Raw genomic sequence first — 17,396 nt, 5'->3', positions numbered from 1 at the left:
CGCTACTTGAATGCTGCGCGATTGGCGGCTGCCCGAAAACAACAGAGACGCCTATGATCCGCTTGAGTATGGTCTTGCTCGGTCACGACTTTGTCCGCAAGCGTTGGTCCGCGCTGGCGCTGACGGGCATTGTCTGGGGCGCGGCCGGTGTGGGCATCTTCATTGATGCGCTGGACGGCGTGCTGTATTTCCCGCTGCATCTCTTCGGCTATCTGTTGTTGCTCGAAGCGCTGATCCTGCTGCTGGTGCCCGCACCACAAGCCGGGACCGCTGCGGCCCTGCGCAGAGCGCGCGGACTGGCTTTTCTCTTGCTGGGGCTGCTGATCGTCGACCGGCAACATGCCGCCGGGCTGATTCTGGCGGTGCTGTTTGGTGGGGCTTTTCTGCTCGATGGCGGCTTTCGGTTGGCGGCGGCGCTGGTGGTGCGCTTTGTCGGTTGGCAGGTGTCGTTGCTGGCGGGGTTGTTCGAAATCGGCTTTGGCGTGTTTATCCTCGAGCCGTATCCGACGCTGTATAAGGGCACGGTGCCGTTTTGCATTGGCATGAGCCTTTTCCTGACCGGTTGCGCCTTGTTGCGGCAAGCCGTGCGCTTCAAAAACCAGCTGCCGCTGACAAGCCCTTTGTCGGTCAGTGCGCCGGCCAGCAGCGACGCGATGGTGATTCACGTCTGGACCCCCAGTGGCACCGTCGACGACACCTTAGTGCGCAACCGCCTGCTCAACCGCTACATCGCGGCGGTCGATATCAACGGCGTGATCTCCGCCGGTCATGCGGCGCTGGAATGTGGCCCGGACATTTACATCAGCCATTACCCGCAGGACGACATCGATCGTTCGGCGGGGGATTTTGTGCGACTGCTGCGGGCGACGCCGAACAACGATGTTGCCGGCAGGTTTTTGCCGGATTATGCGGGGGAGGTGGCTGACTGGTGTCCGTCTTCGGTGCAGGTCAGTTTTGCCCACTACGACGCCCGGCGTTTGCATGCGTTCTGGACTGCGTATCGGCAGAACAGCACGTACAACCTGACCAGTCGCAATTGTTCCAGCGCCGTCGCTCATAGCCTCGAAGCGGCCCTTGAGGGAGCGATGAACCGGGGCCATTCGAGCATGCTGGATTTCGCCCGGGTCATTTTCAGCCCCGAGTTCTGGGTTGCCGCGCAAGTGCGCAAACGGGCAGAGGCGATGGCGTGGACGCCCGGACTGGTGCTCGATTATGCGCGGGCGTTGCATGCCGCCATCGAGCCGGCACCGCCGGGTTGGCACAGCATTTATGCGGTGAGCAAGCGTGCGTTTGGGTATGTGGGCGCTGCGTTGCGGGGGCGCGAGGTACATCCTGTGCAGCCGCCACCTGTGCATCCAACTGACGAATCCTGACCGACTTCACACCGAGTCGCTCCAATCGCGAGCAGGCTCACTCCTACATTTGAAATGCGTTCCCTTGTAGGAGTGAGCCTGCTCGCGATGGCGTCCGCCTGTGCAACACAAAAACCAACTCCACTGGTCAACTAATTGCAAAGCAGCCTAACTATTGCGTTGACATTCGCTGCCTAGGCAGTAACATCTCGACATACATTCACTGCCTAGGCAGTTATTAGGTGAGCAAATGAAGCATTTCACCCCGGACGAATTCAAACATTGCCATCTCGGCCTGTTGCTTGGCCGTGCTGCGCTGCTCAAGGACCGGATCATCGACACCCACATGGAACCCCACGGAATCACCGCCGCGCAGTTCAAGGTGTTGATCATCATGGCCCAGTTCGGCGTCGACACCCCGGCCGAGCTGTGCCGGCATCTGTCGCTCGACAGCGGTTCGATGACACGCATGCTCGATCGTCTGGAGCAGAAAGGCTTTCTGGCTCGCCAGCGCAGCGAAGGCGATCGCCGTCAGGTGCAGCTCAAGCTGACCGAACAAGGCCAGCAACTGGCCGATCGCTTGCCGCACATCGGCGCCGACGCGATGAATGAACTGGCCGGCGCCGTCACTCCGGACGAGTTGAAGACCCTGGAATACATCCTCAAGAAAATCCTGCTGGCAGCCGGTGACCCGATCACCATCCAGCGCTTAGGTGAACACAATGAGCGGTAAAACCTTGCGCAGCAGCCTGACGCTGGTGCTGTCGGCGATGATCCTCGCCGGTTGCGCCAACTACAGCGGCCTCGATACTTCAGGTGCGAGCCTCGATGCGAAAACCCTGAAAACTGGCCAATCGCTTAGTGGCGTAACGCTGTCGCCGGCCGCGTGGCCGAAAAGCGACTGGTGGACCAGCCTCGGCGATCCGCAACTCGACGGTCTGATCCGCGAAGCCCTGCACGACAGCCCGGACATGCAGATCGCCGAAGCGCGCGCCCATCAGGCCAGCGCCGCCGCGTATGCCGCCGATGCCGAACGTTATCCGACCCTCGACGCCAGCGCCGGCATCAGCCGTTCGCGTCTGGCCAAGGATCAGGATCCGCTGGGGCAGGGCGATGCCTACGCCACCGTGCGTAACGTCAGCGCCGGTTTCAATTACAACTTCGACCTCTGGGGCGGCCAGCGTGATGCCTGGGAAGCTGCACTCGGTCAGGCCCGCGCCGCTGAAGTTGATCGTCAGGCTGCGCAGTTGACGCTTGCTGCCGATGTCGCTCGTGCCTACAGCGATCTCGGTCAGGCGCACATCGTTTATGACCTGGCGAACGAAGACCTCAAGCGCACCAAGCAGATGCTCGACCTGAGCCAGCGTCGCCTGAGTTCCGGGATCGACAGCCAGTACCAGTTCCAGCAAACGCAAAGTCTGGAAGCCAGTTCCGAGGCCAGCCTGATCGACGCGGAAAAACGCCTGAACAGCGCGAAAATCGCCCTGGCCGTGCTGCTCGGCAAAGGCCCGGATCGCGGCAACGAAATTGCTCGGCCGAAAGTCCTGCAAGCCAGCGCGGTCGCCGTGCCGTCAGTGTTGCCGGCGGAACTGCTCGGTCGGCGCCCGGATCTGGTCGCTGCGCGCTGGCGTGTAGAAGCGGCGAGCAAGGATATCGACTCGGCGAAAACCCAGTTCTATCCGAACCTGAACCTGACGGCCTCGGCCGGCGCCGAATCCCTTTTGGGTGATGCGATGTTCGGTTCGGCCAGTCGCTTCTTCAACATTGCCCCGACCATTTCGGTGCCGATCTTCGACGGCGGACGCCTGCGCGCCAACCTCGATGCGCGCGACGCCGATTACGACCTGGCGGTGGCGCAGTACAACAAAAGTCTGGTGAAGGCACTGGGCGATGTCAGCGACACGATCAACCAGTTGCGTGACATCGGCCGGCAGATCGGTGCGCAGCAACACGCCACCGACATTGCCCAGGATTCTTACAACACCGTCGTCCAGCGTTACGGTTCCGGCATCGGCAACTACCTGGACGTGCTCAGCATCGAGCAGCAATTGCTTCAGGCCCAGCGTCAACTGGCCAACCTCAATGCCGAGCAGATCGACCTGTCGATTCAACTGATGCAAGCGCTGGGCGGCGGCTTCCAGGGTGACACCCTGACCGCAGCCAACGCCAGCCCAGCCACGCCGCACAACTAATTCAAGGTAATTGTCATGGCCACTGCCGAAAACACCCAAGCTCAAGGCAACACCCCGGATACCGGCAACCCGCGCAAGCGCAAAGTCATGCTGCTGGTGCTGGCCGTTGTGGTTGCACTCGCCTGCGCCGGCGTCTGGGCGTATCACGAGTTCATCGGGCGCTTTAACGAAAGCACCGACGACGCCTACGTCAACGGCAACGTCGTTGAAATCACCCCGCTGGTGACCGGCACGGTGGTCAGCATTGGCGCTGACGATGGTGATCTGGTTCACGAAGGTCAGGTGCTGATCAACTTCGACCCGAACGACGCTGAAGTCGGCCTGCAAAGTGCGCAGGCGAAACTGGCGCGCACCGTGCGTCAGGTGCGCGGCTTGTACAGCAACGTTGACGGCATGAAAGCCCAGGTCAATGCGCAACAGGCCGAAGTGCAGAAAGCCCAGGACAACTACAACCGCCGGAAAAACCTCGCGCAGGGCGGGGCGATTTCCCAGGAAGAACTGTCCCACGCTCGCGATGACCTGACCTCGGCGCAAAACGCCCTGGCCAACGCCAAGCAGCAACTGAAAACCACCAGCGCGCTGGTCGATGACACCGTGGTGTCGTCGCATCCGGACGTGATGTCGGCCGCTGCCGATCTGCGTCAGGCGTACCTGACCAATGCCCGCAGCACCTTGATCGCGCCGGTCACCGGTTACGTCGCCAAGCGCACCGTGCAACTCGGTCAGCGCGTGCAGCCGGGCACGGCGTTGATGGCGGTGATTCCGCTGGATCAACTGTGGATCGACGCCAACTTCAAAGAAACCCAACTGCGTGATATGCGCATCGGTCAGCCGGTCGATATCGAGTCCGACATCTACGGTAGCGACGTGAAGTACAGCGGCACCGTCGACAGCCTCGGCGCCGGCACCGGTAGCGCGTTTGCTCTGCTGCCAGCGCAGAACGCCACCGGTAACTGGATCAAGATCGTGCAGCGTGTGCCGGTGCGGATTCACATCAACGCCGAAGAACTGGCCAAGCATCCGCTGCGCGTCGGTCTGTCGACCAACGTTGAAGTGAACCTGCACGACCAGAGCGGCCCGGTGCTAGCACAGCAGCCACCGCAGAAAGCGTCGTTCAGCACCAACGTCTACGACCGCCAACTGGCTGAAGCCGACGCGATGATTGCGCAGCTGATCCACGACAACAGCGCAGCGGTGAGCAAAACCGCACAACGCTGACCTGCACTGACTTTGTAGGAGTGAGCCTGCTCGCGATAGCGGTGTGTCAGACCCAATTCCTCGACTGATACACCGTTATCGCGAGCAGGCTCACTCCTACAGGGCTGCGGCGACCATCAGGTTTCATAGGATTCACAATGAGCAATAACGCCTCTTTCACGCCGCCCAGCCTGTTGCTCAGCACCATCGGCCTGTCGCTGGCGACGTTCATGCAAGTGCTCGACACCACCATCGCCAACGTGGCACTGCCGACGATTTCCGGCAACCTCGGGGTGAGTTCGGAGCAGGGCACCTGGGTGATCACCTCGTTCGCCGTGAGCAACGCGATTGCGCTGCCGCTGACCGGTTGGCTTAGCCGTCGGTTCGGCGAGGTGAAGCTGTTTCTCTGGGCCACCATTCTGTTCGTGCTGGCCTCGTTTCTCTGCGGTATCTCGACGTCGATGCCGGAACTGATCGGCTTCCGTGTGCTGCAAGGTCTGGTCGCCGGCCCGCTGTACCCGATGACGCAGACCCTGTTGATCGCAGTTTATCCGCCCGCCAGGCGCGGCATGGCCCTGGCGTTACTGGCGATGGTCACGGTGGTCGCGCCGATTGCCGGGCCGATTCTCGGTGGCTGGATTACCGACAGTTACAGCTGGCCGTGGATCTTCTTCATCAACGTGCCGATCGGCATCTTTGCGGTGATGGTGGTGCGTTCGCAACTGGCCAAACGTCCGGTGGAAACCAGCCGTCAGCCGATGGATTACGTCGGCCTGATCACGCTGATCATTGGTGTTGGCGCGTTGCAGGTGATCCTCGACAAGGGCAATGATCTGGACTGGTTCGAGTCGTACTTCATCATCATCGGCGCGGCGATTTCGGTGATCGCGCTGGCGGTGTTCGTTATCTGGGAAATGACCGACCAGCATCCGGTGGTGAATCTGCGGCTGTTTGCCTATCGCAACTTCCGCATCGGCACGCTGGTGTTGGTGCTGGGTTATGCCGGGTTCTTCGGCATCAACCTGATCCTGCCGCAGTGGTTGCAGACGCAAATGGGCTACACCGCAACCTGGGCGGGTCTGGCCGTGGCGCCGATCGGTATTTTGCCGGTGCTGCTGTCGCCGTTTGTCGGCAAGTACGCCAACAAGTTCGACCTGCGTTTGCTGGCCGGGCTGGCGTTTCTGGCGATTGGTTTGAGTTGCTTTATGCGGGCGGGATTCACCAATGAGGTGGACTTCCAGCACATCGCGTTGGTGCAGTTGTTCATGGGTATTGGTGTGGCGCTGTTCTTCATGCCGACCTTGAGTATTCTGATGTCGGACTTGCCGCCGAGCCAGATTGCCGATGGCGCGGGTCTTGCGACTTTTCTGCGGACATTGGGCGGTAGCTTTGCGGCGTCGCTGACCACGTGGATCTGGATTCGCCGCGCGGATCAGCATCATGCGTATATGAGTGAAAGCATCAGCACTTTCGAACCGGCGACCCGCGAGACCTTGAATCAGTTGGGCGGGGCGAGCCAGTCGGCTTATGCGCAGATGGATCAGATCCTCACCAGCCAGGCGTACATGCTCTCCACCGTGGATTACTTCACGCTGCTGGGCTGGGGGTTTATGGGGTTGATTCTGATTGTGTGGCTGGCTAAGCCACCGTTTGCCGCGAAGGCGGGGCCGGCGGCTTCAGGGCACTAAAGTCAAAAGCCCCTCACCCTAACCCTCTCCCGGAGGGAGAGGGGACTGACCGTGGTGGATGTTCGAGATACACCTGATGCCGCGCGCGTAAAGCTTGGGCCTTAGCGCGCGGTATTTGTAGGTGGATTCTTTTGCACTGGGTGCAATGGAATTGCAGATGGTAGCGGGAACTGGGTTCCCGCTGGTGGGGTTAGTTGGCTTTTATTAGTTTTTCGGCGATCCATTGGGCGATTTGCGGGACGACGGCGTTTCCGGCAGCGAAAGCTTCTGCAAGGTTGGACGCATCCAGTCCGAGGCAAAGCCCATCATTTTCAGACGTTCGCTGCCGCTCAGCCATCTGATGCCATCCGTTCGGGTGAGCGACGAAAGTGGTACAGCCCATAGCGATTTGGGAGCCGGCTTTGTTTGCCAATAAAGTATTGGCAGCCCATGCATCCGCGGGGCGTGGCCAGTGCTGCGACTGAGACGCTGGAGGTATTGCTTCCACTGGCGCGGCGTCAGCCAGCAGCTCGATGGGGGGCATTCGTTGATGACCTGCGACCAGGAATATTCGACGACGCTGTTGGGGGACTCCGAAATATTGAGCATTAAGCACTCGCCAGCATCCCACATACCCGCTGTCCGCAAGGGCCCGGATGACTGTTTCAAAGTCTTGGCTATCGTTGATAGCGAGCAGGTTAACGACATTCTCAAGCACCACCCAGCGAGGTTGTGTCTCTTGGAGGATGCGTATGACTTCCCAAAATAAACCGCTGCGTTCGCCGCGTAGGCCTCGGGTGGTTTGGTTGCCGGGGCGGCTGCCGGCGATGCTGATGTCTTGGCAGGGAAAGCCTGCGGTGATGACGTCGACGGGGCTGAGGTTGTGGGCGCCGCAGTGGCGCACGTCTTGGTGTTGGGTGGCGTGTGGAAATCGGTCGGCAAGGACAGCCCGGTTGGTGGGGTTGAGTTCCACTTGCCAAGCGGTGCGGTAGCCTGCGTTTTCGAATCCTTCATCAAATCCTCCTATGCCTGCGAACAGGCTTCCAATGGTGGGCCGGGGCATGTCTGCGCTCGTGTGGGCAGATGCTCAGGGCATTCGGATAGGAGGCTCGGGGCCTTCAGGTGATTGAGTGTCCGGCAGCGCGGGCACTTGATTTGTAGGTCGGTGAAGCCTCGCGCGGTGGCGAGTTTGCGGTGGCATTGGCCACAGCGGATGTCTTGCATGGTTATATCCATTGCGCTGCGGGCTCTTCAGTTCGACCGTTGGTGTTCATCACCATTGGACGGTGACTCGTCCGTCCGCACCGTCTGGTGCCGCGCTACCTCCGCGGCCTCCGCCTCCGTTGCCGGGTGTTTGGGGTTTACGGGCGTCGTCCCAGGATGCGCCGGACTCGCCGCCGCCACCGGCACCTCCTAGAAATGCAGTGTTGCGGGCGCTCCCCACGGGATGACCGCCGAAGCCGATGCATTCATTTTCGTCTCCGCCAAGGCCTGTGCCGCCTTGAGGCGCTTTACCATCGAGCCTTCCGCCCAATCCGGCGGTGGCACTGAGGTCGTTCCCAAAAGCAGAAGCACCCCCGTCTCCACCTCTGGTGTCAGGTGTGGAAGCACCTGTGCCGCCCGCGCCTACGTTTATTGTTATTGAGGTTAAGCCCCGTAAGTCGACGAGCTTTCTGGCAATGCCGCCGCCCGAGCCACCTGAGGGGCCTGGATATGTGGTGGATCTCGCGCCACCGCCGCCGCCACCGATGACGACTACCCATGCTTTGGTCACACCTGACGGTACCTCCCAGGTGTAAACGCCGGGTTGGGAATAGACATTGCGGCCGCGAAACGGATACAGGTCAGCGAGGGTTTTAGGGGTGACGATGGTGTTGGTTTCTGTGCCCGCTTTAACGGCGTGCTTGGTCGCGATGCGCGCCATCCCTGCCGCTCTTTCGGTGGCTTGGATGACTTTGTCGGCGAGGGTTTTCAGTGATTCGATTTTTCCTTTGAGCCACAGCGTGCGGTTGGTCAGTTGTTTTATTGGGAGGTTGGTGACGCCGTCCGGGCCGCCGACGACGGGGTCGGAGGTTTCGATCTGGTAGACGCCGGGTGTCCATTGGTTGGCTTCGGGTAGGTCGGCCATTAGCTGCTTCCGTGGTTGTATTGGCCGTCGTAGCGGGCAACTGCGTTGTAGCGGATGGCGACGGTCTGATAGTCGAGCGAGACCAGGCGACAGCGTGCCGGTGCGACGGATAGGAGGACGCGGCGCAGGAGCACCGCTTGGTCGTTGGTGAGTGGGCGTTTGAGGATGACTCGGTACAGCGGCCAGATCGGCTTTTTGCTCTGTTCAATATCGGGCTGTGTTGCAGGCCCCTCTTGAAGACTGACCTCACCAAAACCCAGTAGGCGGATGACTTCTCGAATCGCCCAAGGAGTGCCCTTGAATCGGTGCAGTTCGATGGCGTTTTTGATGAGGTTGCGTTTGGCTTGTTCGGACTCGGCGAGTTGCCAGGCGGCTTCATCGAGCAATGAGAATTGGTCGGCCAAGTGCGGCAGTAATTTGGGCTGCACCAAGTCGATCAGGTAGACCAGCATGGTGTTGATGTCGAGCTTGGCCAATGACTGATCGAGCAGTTCGCACAGCAGTGTGAAACGTTCATCGCCGGCCAATGCGGGTGGCAGCATTGGGTCAGCCATGGGCCACCCCGGCATCGGTCAATTCGATTGAGGTGCAGTGGGCCCATTCGTTGCCGCTTAACTCACGAATTTTCTGCGGCACTGTCAGGTCTGCACGGTAAACGCCGGGGACTTGCAGCACAGCGGTCAGTTGCTCGGGGACCAGATCGTGACCGAGTGTGGCGCTGCATTCTTGCGCGTAAGCGTTGGCAGCCGCTTGGGCCGCAGCCATTGTCGCGCTGCGGTCGGCGGTTTCGTAGAAGGTCAGGTTGGCGTTGATTTGAAAGTTGACTTCGATCGGGGCTTTTGCGGTGACGGTGTCGCAGAGTGGGCGCAGTTTTTCGCCGCTGATCTGGCGTGTGATGTCTTGTAGAAGTTGCTCTGTGGGAAGGCCATCTAGGGTTAATGGGTACAGGGCAACGTGGCCGTCGGGTTGGCCTTCGTCGGGGCCGTGTACGGCGACGTCGATGATGGATTGGTGGACGGCCAGCGCGTGATAGCGATACGCGGCGCGGCTGCCGGCGTTGCTGAAGGCTTCGGGGGCCAAGATGATGCGTTCGCGGTAGCGGTCGTCGTTTTCGTCCTCGGCGCCGCCGGTTGTGGTGGTTGTGTTGGTGGCGGTCAGTTCTTGGGCTGGCGAGTTGCTGAGGACGCTGATTTGGCCGGTGGTCCAGCCGTTGCCCTGTTCGCCGGCAGTTTGGCAGGTGGCGGTGACGGTGACCTGGGTTTGGTTGATGGGCAGGACGATGTCTCGGTCGGTGATGAAGGTCAGCATGGCGTCTTGGGTGGTGACGCGGGTGCCGATCGGGATCAGTAGTGGCTGAACTGGGGGGTTGGGCAGGCTGAAGCGCACGGTGCAGCGGGCGGGTTTTGCCAGTAGTCGCGGGGTGGCGACGAGTTCGCCGAGGTAATCGAGGATGGGGCCGCGGGCGAAGCGCACCAGGAGTTGTTCGCCGGCGTGCTGGATGCTCATCTGCAACCGGGAGACGGCGTAGGCGATCTGGTCGATGTAGAGGCGTTCGATCTGGGCTGGGTACAGGGTTTTGCCGGATTTGTGTTCGTAGCGGGCGATGAGTTCGGCTTCTAGTGCGGCGGGGTCGATTTTGATGAATTCGGGTTTAGGGAGTTCGCGCATAGGGGACCTCGGTGCGCTGGGGGCGCTGGCCGGTGACGCGCCATTGCACGCGGACGATGATGTGTTGGGTGTTGATCTGGATGTGGACTTGGTCGATGGCCACGCGCGGTTCCCAGCGGCGGATGGCTTCGATGGCTTCGCGCACCAGGTGTGGGGTGACGCGGTGGGTGGGCCAGTCGAGGTACAGGTGCAGGTTGCTGCCGAATTCCGGGCGGTGTGGGTCGCTGGCTTTTGGGGTGGTGAGGATGATGCGCAGGGATTGGTCGATGTCGCGCAGGCCCTCGACGATCTCGCCGGTGGTACCGAGTGCGGGTTGCCAGTGGGCGGCGGTGATGCTGGTGTGGGGGATGGGCGTTGTCATGGGCCCATGGTGGCTGCGTTTAAAAACTTGGGCTTTTAATCGAGTTTAAAGGGTTGCTCCGCTATAAATAGGGATGTCGAGCAAATCCTCAATTTTGTGAGCGCCCATGACTAACAGCTATCATCCGCCGGTGTATCAAGCTCAAAGATTCACATGCCCACATTGCATGGCTTTTTCCTCCATGAGCTGGCAACCATTGAACTCAGGAAAATACCCTCTAAAAATCACTGTAATGGCTGTCTGCCAAGGCTGTGATCGATACAGTCTGTGGGTACCGACGAAAGATAGCGCTGGTTATTCGCTGACGATATTTACGGACTACACCATCGCTTATCCGTCTGTTTCTCAAGCTCCGGTTCCTGAGGAGAATATGCCTGACGATATTAAGATTGATTTTGAGGAGGCCAGACAGGTATTTGGTAAATCCCCGCGGGCTGCAGCTGCGCTGTTGCGACTGTGCGTGCAGAAACTCTGCCAAGAACTGCTCGGGAAAAAAGGCGACATCCATAAACAGATTGGCGAGCTTGTGGCTAAGGGGTTACCTCCACGCGTGCTTAGGGCCTTTGACACCATCCGTATCTTTGGAAATGAATCTGTTCACCCTGGCGCCGTTAACCTCAATGACACCCCGGATATCGCGCTGGCGCTCTTCAGCCTGTTGAATATGGCGGTTCGTCACTGCATCACGGAGGAAAGAGAGCTAGAAGCGATACGTGCGCTGACTCCCGAAGCTAAGCGCCGAGAAATTTAGCTACTATCATTTTCGAACCGTATTCAGGATGAGCGCTAAATGTCTAAATATGTCGAACCTACATTTCATGCCAAAGCTTTCACATGCATATTTTGCTCAGTACTCACATCAATGACTTGGATACCATTATGGATTCGTGCCAACGGTGGTCACAGGTTTTCGGCATTCCAACTTTGCCGGTGCGGGCATTGTGGTGAGGAAAGTCTGTGGTTGAATACGACTCCTGAAGATGCGGAGAATGAAGATCTTGCGACTGGCCGTTTAATTATGCCTTCAACTGTAACTGCCCCAGATCCTCATGTTGATTTGCCTCCCGCTTGTAAATCGGATTTCGAGGAAGCTCGTGAAATATCTAGCCGATCGCCGCGAGGAGCCGCAGCTTTGCTCCGGTTATGTCTCCAAAAGCTATGCATAGAGTTGGGCGGCAAAGGGAAAAAAGTCGATGAGGACATCGGGGTTTTGGTAAGTAAAGGCCTTGACCCGAAAATCCAAAAAGCTTTTGACGTCGTACGAGTCACCGGAAACCACGCAGTGCACCCGGGTGAAATTTCTCTAGAGGAGAATCCTGATCACGTCACGGTGATGTTTCAGATGATCAACCTTATCGTGGAAGAGCTAATCAGCCGACCTAAGCAAATAGAGGAACGGTTTAATAGCTTACCCGCCGGTGCACTTGAGGCAATTTTGAGACGCGACGGACCAAAACTATTAGCTAGTGATGGTGGTGATTAGAGTTTCCACCTGCGTCAAAGATGGTCCCAGTTGCATTCAAATTTCCGTTCACCAGCAGGTCACCATTCAACGTGACCTGCGCGATGTCAAACTTGGCCAAAGGCGCTTTCACCAATACCGCCTCATTGGTCTCAATCGACATACTCCCCTCGCACTTCAGTTTCAACGCTCCCACGCACTCTAAGGACAGCACCCCCGCCGCCCGGTCATAGGTCGCCACCGTCCCATCGCTATACCGCACATACTCCGTGTTCTCATCCGCCACCGGTGGTGGCTCCGCCGTCGAATAGATGCCGCCCAGGTAAACGCCACCCACCCTATCTGCGTCCAGTAGCACCGCCACTTGTTCGCCCAGTTCAGGCATGAGTGGGCGGCGTTGGGTGCCTTGGGTGTTGCGTTGGGGGATGTTGAGCCAGTGGGTCTGGAGGCCGTCGCGGTCGTCGAGGCGGACGCGTAGGCGGCAGGTTTTGTGGTCTAGGGCGGTGACTTCGCCGTATTCAAGTTGGGTGGGCATGGGGGCTCGGTTTGGTCTGGTTAATTGTTGGGTGTCTGGGCGGACTTCTTCGCGAGCAGGCTTGCTCCCACAGGGGTTTGCGTGAAGCGAAGATCAAAAGATCGCAGCGTGCCGCAGCTCCTACAAGGGTGTTTGGGTTATTGGGGTTGGATTTTTGAGACGTGTTGGGTGGTGGTGTAGCCGCCTTGGCGGGTGATGCGGTGGGTGGATGAGGTGATGAGGTAGTGGCCGTTGAGTTGGCCGGTGGCGTTTAGGGTGATGGTGTTGCCGCTGGTGAGGTGGGGTTGGCCTGTTGTGGTCCATTGGCCGGTGGTGCGTTGGCGGTTGGCTTGGGCGAGTTGGGCTTTGGCTTTGGCGTGGGTTTGTGCGGTGGAGGTGGTGCGTTGGCGGTTTTTTTGGGTGTCGGCGCTGGTGGTGGTTTGGGTGATGCTGGTGGGGACGGCGACGGTTTGGTGGTTGACTAGCGTGTAGGTGATGAGTTGTTTTTTGGCGGGGTCTTTGTGTTGGATCTGGATGGCTTTGGGCAGGGTTTTGATTTGGTCGCGCAGGTGGATGTTGGCCAGGTCTGTGAGGTGGTGGGTGGCGACGGGCTGGGTGTTGGCCAGGTGTTGGATGGCGTGGAAGACGAGTTGCTGGCCGGTGATTTTGAAGGCGTAGTCGTAGGTGTTGGCGAGGTCGCGCAGGAAGGTCAGGTCGGTGTCTTGTTGGGTCAGGCGGTCGAGTGGGATGGGTTCGATGTGGCCGACTAATGTGAGGCCTTGGCGGGTGGCGATTTGTTGGGCGATGGCGGCCAGGGTGAGGTCTTCGTAGGCGCGGTGTTCGAGGGTGCGCAGTGGGCTGTTGATGCCGGTGGCCAGGGCGTGGATGGTGATGGTCGAGGGTGGGCCGTTGAGTTCGACTTCGTCGATTTCGAGGCGGCCGAGGGTGCGCATGGGGGTGCCTTCCCAGCCGATGGCCACGGTCAGGGTGTCGCCGTGGCCGGGGTACCAGGTGCTGCGCCAGTGGCCTTGGGTGTCTTCGAGTTCGACTTCGAGGCTGTCGGCCTGGCCGGTCAGGTGGTCGGTGTAGGTCAGTGACAGCAGGTGTTGGCTGACGTCGCGGGTGATGTTGTGCTGTTGGTAGGTGAGCACAAAGCGGGCTTGCGGGGCGTGTTGCGGGGTTAGCGCATCCATGGCGGAACGTCCTGTGCGGTGGGCCGTGCGGCGAGCAGTGGAATGGCCAAGGTCAGCCCCGAGGGCAGCGTGGCATTGAGGGGCACGTTGGGGTTGGCGTCGGCGATGGGGCCGTAGCGATGGGCGTCGCCGTAGTAGCGCCAGGCTAATTGGTCCCAGCGCTCGCCTTCGGTGGTGAGGTGTGGAATGAACATCAGATTCTCCGGGTGAGGACGTCGGCCGCCAGCCCGGCCAGCCGCTCGTTGGCGCTGTCGAGTACGGTGATGGCCTGGTCGAGGGTGGCGTGTGAGGTGCTGAGGCGATCGATGATGTTGGCGAGGTCGACGGGGTTGAGGCTGGCGCGGGCGCCGATGACGCTGGCCAAGACGTCCTCACCCAACCGGGACAAGTCGGCGCCGTCACGCAGCAGGCCGGCGACGTTGACGAAGCCTTGCAGTGGTTCGAGGGCGCGGGCCGTGACGCCGAGCAGGTGCGGAACCTGGCCGAGGATGATCGAGGGGTTGCCGCTTTGCGCGGCGTCGTAGAGCTGCTTGCCCGCGCGCAAGACGTTGCCGGCGGTTCGGGCGTGGCTGAGCACGCGTTGGGCGGTGCTGGGCGTTGACGCCTGGCGGGAGATCACCCCCGGTGAGCCGAGAGCCGTTGCCGGGTCGTCGACGGTGGGATCGAGCAATCCGGGGTGATGGGATTTGCGGACGAAGGCGCCGGTGTATTCGCGCAGGCTGAGTTGCACGGTGGCGGCCATCAGTTGGCCGATGGCGGTGGCGCGGCGAACGGTGTTGCTCAGGTGGGTGATGACGTAAGGCCCAAGGTAGTCGCCGTTGCCCATGACAAAGGCCAGTGGTTGGTGCTGACTTTTGGCCACGCGCAGTGCGCGTAAGCGTTGCTCTGGGTCACCCAACAGCGGGTGCAATTCGATGCTGAGGTGACATTCGTCGAGCCCTTCGCCAACCCACTCCAGCAAGGGCTTGCCCTGAATGCGCGGGTGCTCGGCCCAATCGGCTGCGCCGCTGTGTTCAATGGCACTGATGCCGCCAGCGACGGTGAACTCAATGTTGCCCAAGATGGCGAACATCAGACAGCGCCCTGCGCTGAGGGGCCGTAGCTACGGCGGCGGGTGTCGTGCAGGTAGCGTTCCATCATGCGCATCCATTCGGTGTAGCTGGCCTGCAGCCCTTGATGAATGGCGTCCATGCCGGCGCCGGCGGGCACGTTGATGTGTGGCGAGAAATGAAAGGTCATGGTCGGCGCGGCGCCAGACGTTGATGCGCCGGCCCCCATTCTGCTGGCTTGGGTGACCTGCATCAGATTGGGTGGCGCCATGTCGACGCGGCTTTGTGCGGCCATGCCCAGTGCGGCCTGACGCACCAACGCTGCTTGGCTGCTGATGCCCAAGGCGGCGCCCTGGCTGATGTTGGCGCCGTAGCCGATGAACACACGGCTGGGCGACTCGATGCCGAGGGTGTCGGTGAACCAGTCTTTGACGGCTGAGCCGATGCCGATGACGCTGTCTTTCAGCTGGCCGGCGTTGTTGCGGATGCCGTTGACCAAACCGGTGATGAGCAAGCTGCCGAACTCGGTGAATTTGCCGGGCAACTCAACACCCAAGTAACTCATCACGCCGGCAAATGCGCGGTACAGCCAACCCAATGGAGAGAAGTTGACCAGTACCCCGAGGATGCCCGACAGGCCGCCGCTGAAACCGGTCTTTACTTCGGCCCACAGGCCGGTGAAAAAGGTTTTGATCGGCTGCCAATGGCGATAGATCAAATAGGCGGCCAGCGCGATGCCGGTGATCAGCAGGCCGATGGGATTCATCATCAACGCTCTGCCCAGCCAGAGGATGGCTTGGCCTGCCAGCTTTAGCCCAAACAACAACGTGCCACCCAGAACCCTGCCCAATAACAACCCGCCTTTAGCGGCCAACTTGAGCGGGCTGACCAGCGCGAAGAGCATGCCGCGCACGAACAGCCCGCTGTATTTCGCCACCGTGAGCAGGCCCGCGCCGACTCGTTTTAATACGGTGATCAGCGGCGTGAATTTGCCCATCTGCCAGGCACTGCGCAGCAAGGTGAACTTCGCCGACAGCGCCGTGACGGTGGTGGCCATCGCCACACACGGCGCCATGATCAAATTGACGCCGTAGGCCAGACCGATGAACGCCAATTTGCCGAGCAACAGGCCACCGACCAACCCGACCAAGCCTTTGATGAGCGCCGGATTTTCACCTGCCCAGACCGAGAACGAACGCATCAACGGCACGACGGCGCGGGTGACCTCGATGATCGCGGGCAACAACGCGTTGCCGACGGAAATGCCGATGTCCGCCAGATTGATGCGCAGCGACTTCAATTGCTCTTTGGTGCTGCCCATCCGCTTGATCCAGTCGTCATCGAGTACGCCCTGATCCGCCGCGTTTTGACTGCCTTGCTGAATGCCAGCCAAGTCTTTCTGGTTGGCCAGCGCCGGCCGGATGAAGGACAACACTTGCTGGTCGGCGAACAGCTCGCCGAGCTTGTAGGCCTCGTCCAGCCGAGCCAATGCGATTTGTTGCTCGTGCTGGTCCTTGATGTCCAGCGCCTTCCCGTATTGCGCGGCAGCGGCTGGCGCTTTGTGGCCCAAGTGTTGGGTGAGGACGCTGAGCATGGCTTGGGCCGGTGACAGCCCTTCGCCGACCAGATTTTTGAGGCTGCCTTTGAGGTCGATGCCGGCCTTTTCGAACGCTTTGAGGGTGTCTGGTGCGGTGAGTTTGGAGAGGAAGTTTTTGAAGTTGTTGGCGGCCTCGTCATTGCTGCCGGCACCGCGGCGGGCGATCTGCAGTGACGCGCCGATTTCCGCCACGGCGCGCTCGCCGGTGATGCCGAGGGCGGCGAACTGGGGTGTTAATTGCGGCAGCCATTTGGCCATGTCGGCCAGCTCGAACTGGCCGCTTTTGCCGGCAAAGGCCAGCATGTTCATCGAGCGTTCAAACCCAGCGGCGCCAATGTTGAGGTTGTCACTGAGGGCGATGGCCACCGCGCCAAGGTGGTCCATGCTGGCGCGGGTGGCGGTCGCGGTTTTGGCCATGATTGGGGCGTAGGCCGTTAATTGCTTGAGGTTGTCGATGCCGCCGGCGATCAACACGGCGGTGCCTTGGGCGACGTCGGTTTGGGTCTGGTTCCAGGTGATCGCCGCGCCGCGCATGGCCATGCTGAGGCGTTGTTCTTGCGCTGGGTTGAAGCCGGCGCCGATGGCGAGATCGCGGGTCTGGTCTTGAAAGTTGATGGCGGTTTTCATCGATTGAACGATGGGCGCGCCCAATGCCGCGCCGGTGCCGACGACCTCCATAGCCTGACCGCGTAACTCACCGCGTTGGGTGCGGAGCGCTTCACCGCGCGCCATGCTGGCCGTGAGGCGCAATTGTTTGGCGTTGAGCTGGTCGAGGGTGTGGCCGACCGCGTCGTACTGGCGACGTAGGCGCTCGATGCCCGTGGCGCCCCGGGCCAACGACGCCGACAACTCATGGCCGATGTGCTGTTGCTTGAGCGCGAGCCCGTCGACGGCGCGACCCAATTGACGCACGGTGGACTTGGCCGAACCAAACGCTGCGTTGAGGCTGCCGGAAACGACGGCACCAATTTTTAAACCGATGAGGACTTCGTTGGCCATCGTTGCTACGCTTCCGG

At 60.4% G+C, this 17,396-nt stretch carries 18 protein-coding genes; 7 read left to right on the top strand and 11 right to left on the bottom strand.

Annotation, left to right across the window (positions count from 1 at the left end):
- Window positions 1-53: 53 nt before the first annotated feature.
- The 5 genes from ACM6JQ_RS11605 (at window position 54) to ACM6JQ_RS11585 (ending at window position 6,429) form a co-directional block, all read left to right on the top strand.
- Entirely contained in the window at window positions 54-1,373 is a 1,320-nt protein-coding gene (locus tag ACM6JQ_RS11605; RefSeq protein WP_414893841.1) for a hypothetical protein, read from the top strand.
- Window positions 1,374-1,602: 229 nt separating this feature from the next.
- Window positions 1,603-2,085: a MarR family winged helix-turn-helix transcriptional regulator gene (locus ACM6JQ_RS11600; RefSeq protein WP_077573642.1), complete on the top strand. Its 483-nt coding sequence runs from the start codon at window positions 1,603-1,605 to the stop codon at window positions 2,083-2,085.
- A complete protein-coding gene (locus ACM6JQ_RS11595) occupies window positions 2,075-3,544 on the top strand; it encodes an efflux transporter outer membrane subunit (RefSeq protein WP_414893840.1) in 1,470 nt (489 codons plus the stop codon). The genes ACM6JQ_RS11600 and ACM6JQ_RS11595 overlap by 11 nt, the downstream gene beginning before the upstream one ends.
- A gap of 15 nt (window positions 3,545-3,559) precedes the next feature.
- Complete coding sequence (locus tag ACM6JQ_RS11590; RefSeq protein WP_008082123.1) at window positions 3,560-4,762, top strand: efflux RND transporter periplasmic adaptor subunit; 1,203 nt, start codon at window positions 3,560-3,562, stop codon at window positions 4,760-4,762.
- Window positions 4,763-4,899: 137 nt separating this feature from the next.
- Window positions 4,900-6,429, top strand: coding sequence for a DHA2 family efflux MFS transporter permease subunit (locus tag ACM6JQ_RS11585; RefSeq protein ID WP_414893839.1), 1,530 nt, complete (start codon window positions 4,900-4,902; stop codon window positions 6,427-6,429).
- A 190-nt stretch (window positions 6,430-6,619) separates the two neighbouring features.
- On the opposite strand, the gene ACM6JQ_RS11580 is transcribed toward ACM6JQ_RS11585, so the two are convergent.
- The 6 genes from ACM6JQ_RS11580 to ACM6JQ_RS11555 are packed head-to-tail and all read right to left on the bottom strand — an operon-like array spanning window position 6,620 to window position 10,565.
- Window positions 6,620-7,471 carry a DNA cytosine methyltransferase gene (locus ACM6JQ_RS11580; protein ID WP_414893838.1) on the bottom strand — a complete coding sequence of 284 codons (852 nt, stop codon included), beginning with the start codon at window positions 7,469-7,471 and terminating at the stop codon, window positions 6,620-6,622.
- Complete coding sequence (locus tag ACM6JQ_RS11575; RefSeq protein ID WP_414893837.1) at window positions 7,432-7,632, bottom strand: Com family DNA-binding transcriptional regulator; 201 nt, start codon at window positions 7,630-7,632, stop codon at window positions 7,432-7,434. Before ACM6JQ_RS11575 ends, ACM6JQ_RS11580 begins: the two co-directional genes overlap by 40 nt.
- Before the next feature lie 49 nt (window positions 7,633-7,681).
- Entirely contained in the window at window positions 7,682-8,536 is an 855-nt protein-coding gene (locus tag ACM6JQ_RS11570; RefSeq protein WP_414893836.1) for a glycine-rich domain-containing protein, read from the bottom strand.
- The gene (locus ACM6JQ_RS11565; RefSeq protein WP_414893835.1) at window positions 8,536-9,090 is read right to left on the bottom strand and encodes a phage tail protein I; all 555 of its coding nucleotides are present in this window, start codon (window positions 9,088-9,090) and stop codon (window positions 8,536-8,538) included. Before ACM6JQ_RS11565 ends, ACM6JQ_RS11570 begins: the two co-directional genes overlap by 1 nt.
- Window positions 9,083-10,204 carry a baseplate J/gp47 family protein gene (locus tag ACM6JQ_RS11560; RefSeq protein ID WP_414893834.1) on the bottom strand — a complete coding sequence of 374 codons (1,122 nt, stop codon included), beginning with the start codon at window positions 10,202-10,204 and terminating at the stop codon, window positions 9,083-9,085. Before ACM6JQ_RS11560 ends, ACM6JQ_RS11565 begins: the two co-directional genes overlap by 8 nt.
- Window positions 10,188-10,565: a GPW/gp25 family protein gene (locus ACM6JQ_RS11555; protein WP_414893833.1), complete on the bottom strand. Its 378-nt coding sequence runs from the start codon at window positions 10,563-10,565 to the stop codon at window positions 10,188-10,190. Before ACM6JQ_RS11555 ends, ACM6JQ_RS11560 begins: the two co-directional genes overlap by 17 nt.
- Window positions 10,566-10,671: 106 nt before the next feature.
- Here ACM6JQ_RS11555 and ACM6JQ_RS11550 point away from each other — a divergent pair, with 106 nt between their 5' ends.
- Together ACM6JQ_RS11550 and ACM6JQ_RS11545 are read left to right on the top strand one after the other, a co-directional pair.
- Window positions 10,672-11,316, top strand: coding sequence for a DUF4145 domain-containing protein (locus tag ACM6JQ_RS11550; RefSeq protein WP_414893832.1), 645 nt, complete (start codon window positions 10,672-10,674; stop codon window positions 11,314-11,316).
- 39 nt (window positions 11,317-11,355) lie between these two features.
- Window positions 11,356-12,048, top strand: a complete 693-nt coding sequence (locus ACM6JQ_RS11545) for a DUF4145 domain-containing protein (protein ID WP_414893831.1) — start codon at window positions 11,356-11,358, stop codon at window positions 12,046-12,048.
- Here ACM6JQ_RS11545 and ACM6JQ_RS11540 read toward each other — a convergent pair.
- The 5 genes from ACM6JQ_RS11540 to ACM6JQ_RS11520 all read right to left on the bottom strand — a co-directional run bounded on the left by ACM6JQ_RS11540 (window position 12,029) and on the right by ACM6JQ_RS11520 (window position 17,379).
- Window positions 12,029-12,562 (bottom strand): phage baseplate assembly protein V, encoded by a 534-nt coding sequence (locus ACM6JQ_RS11540; RefSeq protein WP_414893830.1) that lies wholly within the window; start codon window positions 12,560-12,562, stop codon window positions 12,029-12,031. The genes ACM6JQ_RS11545 and ACM6JQ_RS11540 overlap by 20 nt on opposite strands.
- 137 nt (window positions 12,563-12,699) lie before the next feature.
- Window positions 12,700-13,734 (bottom strand): phage late control D family protein, encoded by a 1,035-nt coding sequence (locus tag ACM6JQ_RS11535; RefSeq protein WP_414893829.1) that lies wholly within the window; start codon window positions 13,732-13,734, stop codon window positions 12,700-12,702.
- Window positions 13,722-13,928: a tail protein X gene (locus ACM6JQ_RS11530; RefSeq protein WP_225138289.1), complete on the bottom strand. Its 207-nt coding sequence runs from the start codon at window positions 13,926-13,928 to the stop codon at window positions 13,722-13,724. The genes ACM6JQ_RS11535 and ACM6JQ_RS11530 overlap by 13 nt, the downstream gene beginning before the upstream one ends.
- Window positions 13,928-14,806: a phage tail protein gene (locus tag ACM6JQ_RS11525; RefSeq protein ID WP_414893828.1), complete on the bottom strand. Its 879-nt coding sequence runs from the start codon at window positions 14,804-14,806 to the stop codon at window positions 13,928-13,930. Before ACM6JQ_RS11525 ends, ACM6JQ_RS11530 begins: the two co-directional genes overlap by 1 nt.
- Window positions 14,806-17,379: a phage tail tape measure protein gene (locus ACM6JQ_RS11520; protein WP_414893827.1), complete on the bottom strand. Its 2,574-nt coding sequence runs from the start codon at window positions 17,377-17,379 to the stop codon at window positions 14,806-14,808. The genes ACM6JQ_RS11525 and ACM6JQ_RS11520 overlap by 1 nt, the downstream gene beginning before the upstream one ends.
- Window positions 17,380-17,396 lie beyond the last annotated feature (17 nt).

The organism is Pseudomonas sp. IT-232MI5, assembly GCF_949767845.1.
Classification (GTDB): domain Bacteria; phylum Pseudomonadota; class Gammaproteobacteria; order Pseudomonadales; family Pseudomonadaceae; genus Aquipseudomonas.
Note: the sequence above shows the minus strand (reverse complement) of the source record. Positions and strands in the feature narration are given on the sequence as shown.

Coding starts and splice junctions, on each gene's coding strand:
- ACM6JQ_RS11605 (WP_414893841.1), top strand. CDS start 54: ATGATCCGCTTGAGTATGGTCTTGCTCGGTCACGACTTTGTCCGCAAG.
- ACM6JQ_RS11600 (WP_077573642.1), top strand. CDS start 1,603: ATGAAGCATTTCACCCCGGACGAATTCAAACATTGCCATCTCGGCCTG.
- ACM6JQ_RS11595 (WP_414893840.1), top strand. CDS start 2,075: ATGAGCGGTAAAACCTTGCGCAGCAGCCTGACGCTGGTGCTGTCGGCG.
- ACM6JQ_RS11590 (WP_008082123.1), top strand. CDS start 3,560: ATGGCCACTGCCGAAAACACCCAAGCTCAAGGCAACACCCCGGATACC.
- ACM6JQ_RS11585 (WP_414893839.1), top strand. CDS start 4,900: ATGAGCAATAACGCCTCTTTCACGCCGCCCAGCCTGTTGCTCAGCACC.
- ACM6JQ_RS11580 (WP_414893838.1), bottom strand. CDS start 7,471: ATGCCCCGGCCCACCATTGGAAGCCTGTTCGCAGGCATAGGAGGATTT.
- ACM6JQ_RS11575 (WP_414893837.1), bottom strand. CDS start 7,632: ATGCAAGACATCCGCTGTGGCCAATGCCACCGCAAACTCGCCACCGCG.
- ACM6JQ_RS11570 (WP_414893836.1), bottom strand. CDS start 8,536: ATGGCCGACCTACCCGAAGCCAACCAATGGACACCCGGCGTCTACCAG.
- ACM6JQ_RS11565 (WP_414893835.1), bottom strand. CDS start 9,090: ATGGCTGACCCAATGCTGCCACCCGCATTGGCCGGCGATGAACGTTTC.
- ACM6JQ_RS11560 (WP_414893834.1), bottom strand. CDS start 10,204: ATGCGCGAACTCCCTAAACCCGAATTCATCAAAATCGACCCCGCCGCA.
- ACM6JQ_RS11555 (WP_414893833.1), bottom strand. CDS start 10,565: ATGACAACGCCCATCCCCCACACCAGCATCACCGCCGCCCACTGGCAA.
- ACM6JQ_RS11550 (WP_414893832.1), top strand. CDS start 10,672: ATGACTAACAGCTATCATCCGCCGGTGTATCAAGCTCAAAGATTCACA.
- ACM6JQ_RS11545 (WP_414893831.1), top strand. CDS start 11,356: ATGTCTAAATATGTCGAACCTACATTTCATGCCAAAGCTTTCACATGC.
- ACM6JQ_RS11540 (WP_414893830.1), bottom strand. CDS start 12,562: ATGCCCACCCAACTTGAATACGGCGAAGTCACCGCCCTAGACCACAAA.
- ACM6JQ_RS11535 (WP_414893829.1), bottom strand. CDS start 13,734: ATGGATGCGCTAACCCCGCAACACGCCCCGCAAGCCCGCTTTGTGCTC.
- ACM6JQ_RS11530 (WP_225138289.1), bottom strand. CDS start 13,928: ATGTTCATTCCACACCTCACCACCGAAGGCGAGCGCTGGGACCAATTA.
- ACM6JQ_RS11525 (WP_414893828.1), bottom strand. CDS start 14,806: ATGTTCGCCATCTTGGGCAACATTGAGTTCACCGTCGCTGGCGGCATC.
- ACM6JQ_RS11520 (WP_414893827.1), bottom strand. CDS start 17,379: ATGGCCAACGAAGTCCTCATCGGTTTAAAAATTGGTGCCGTCGTTTCC.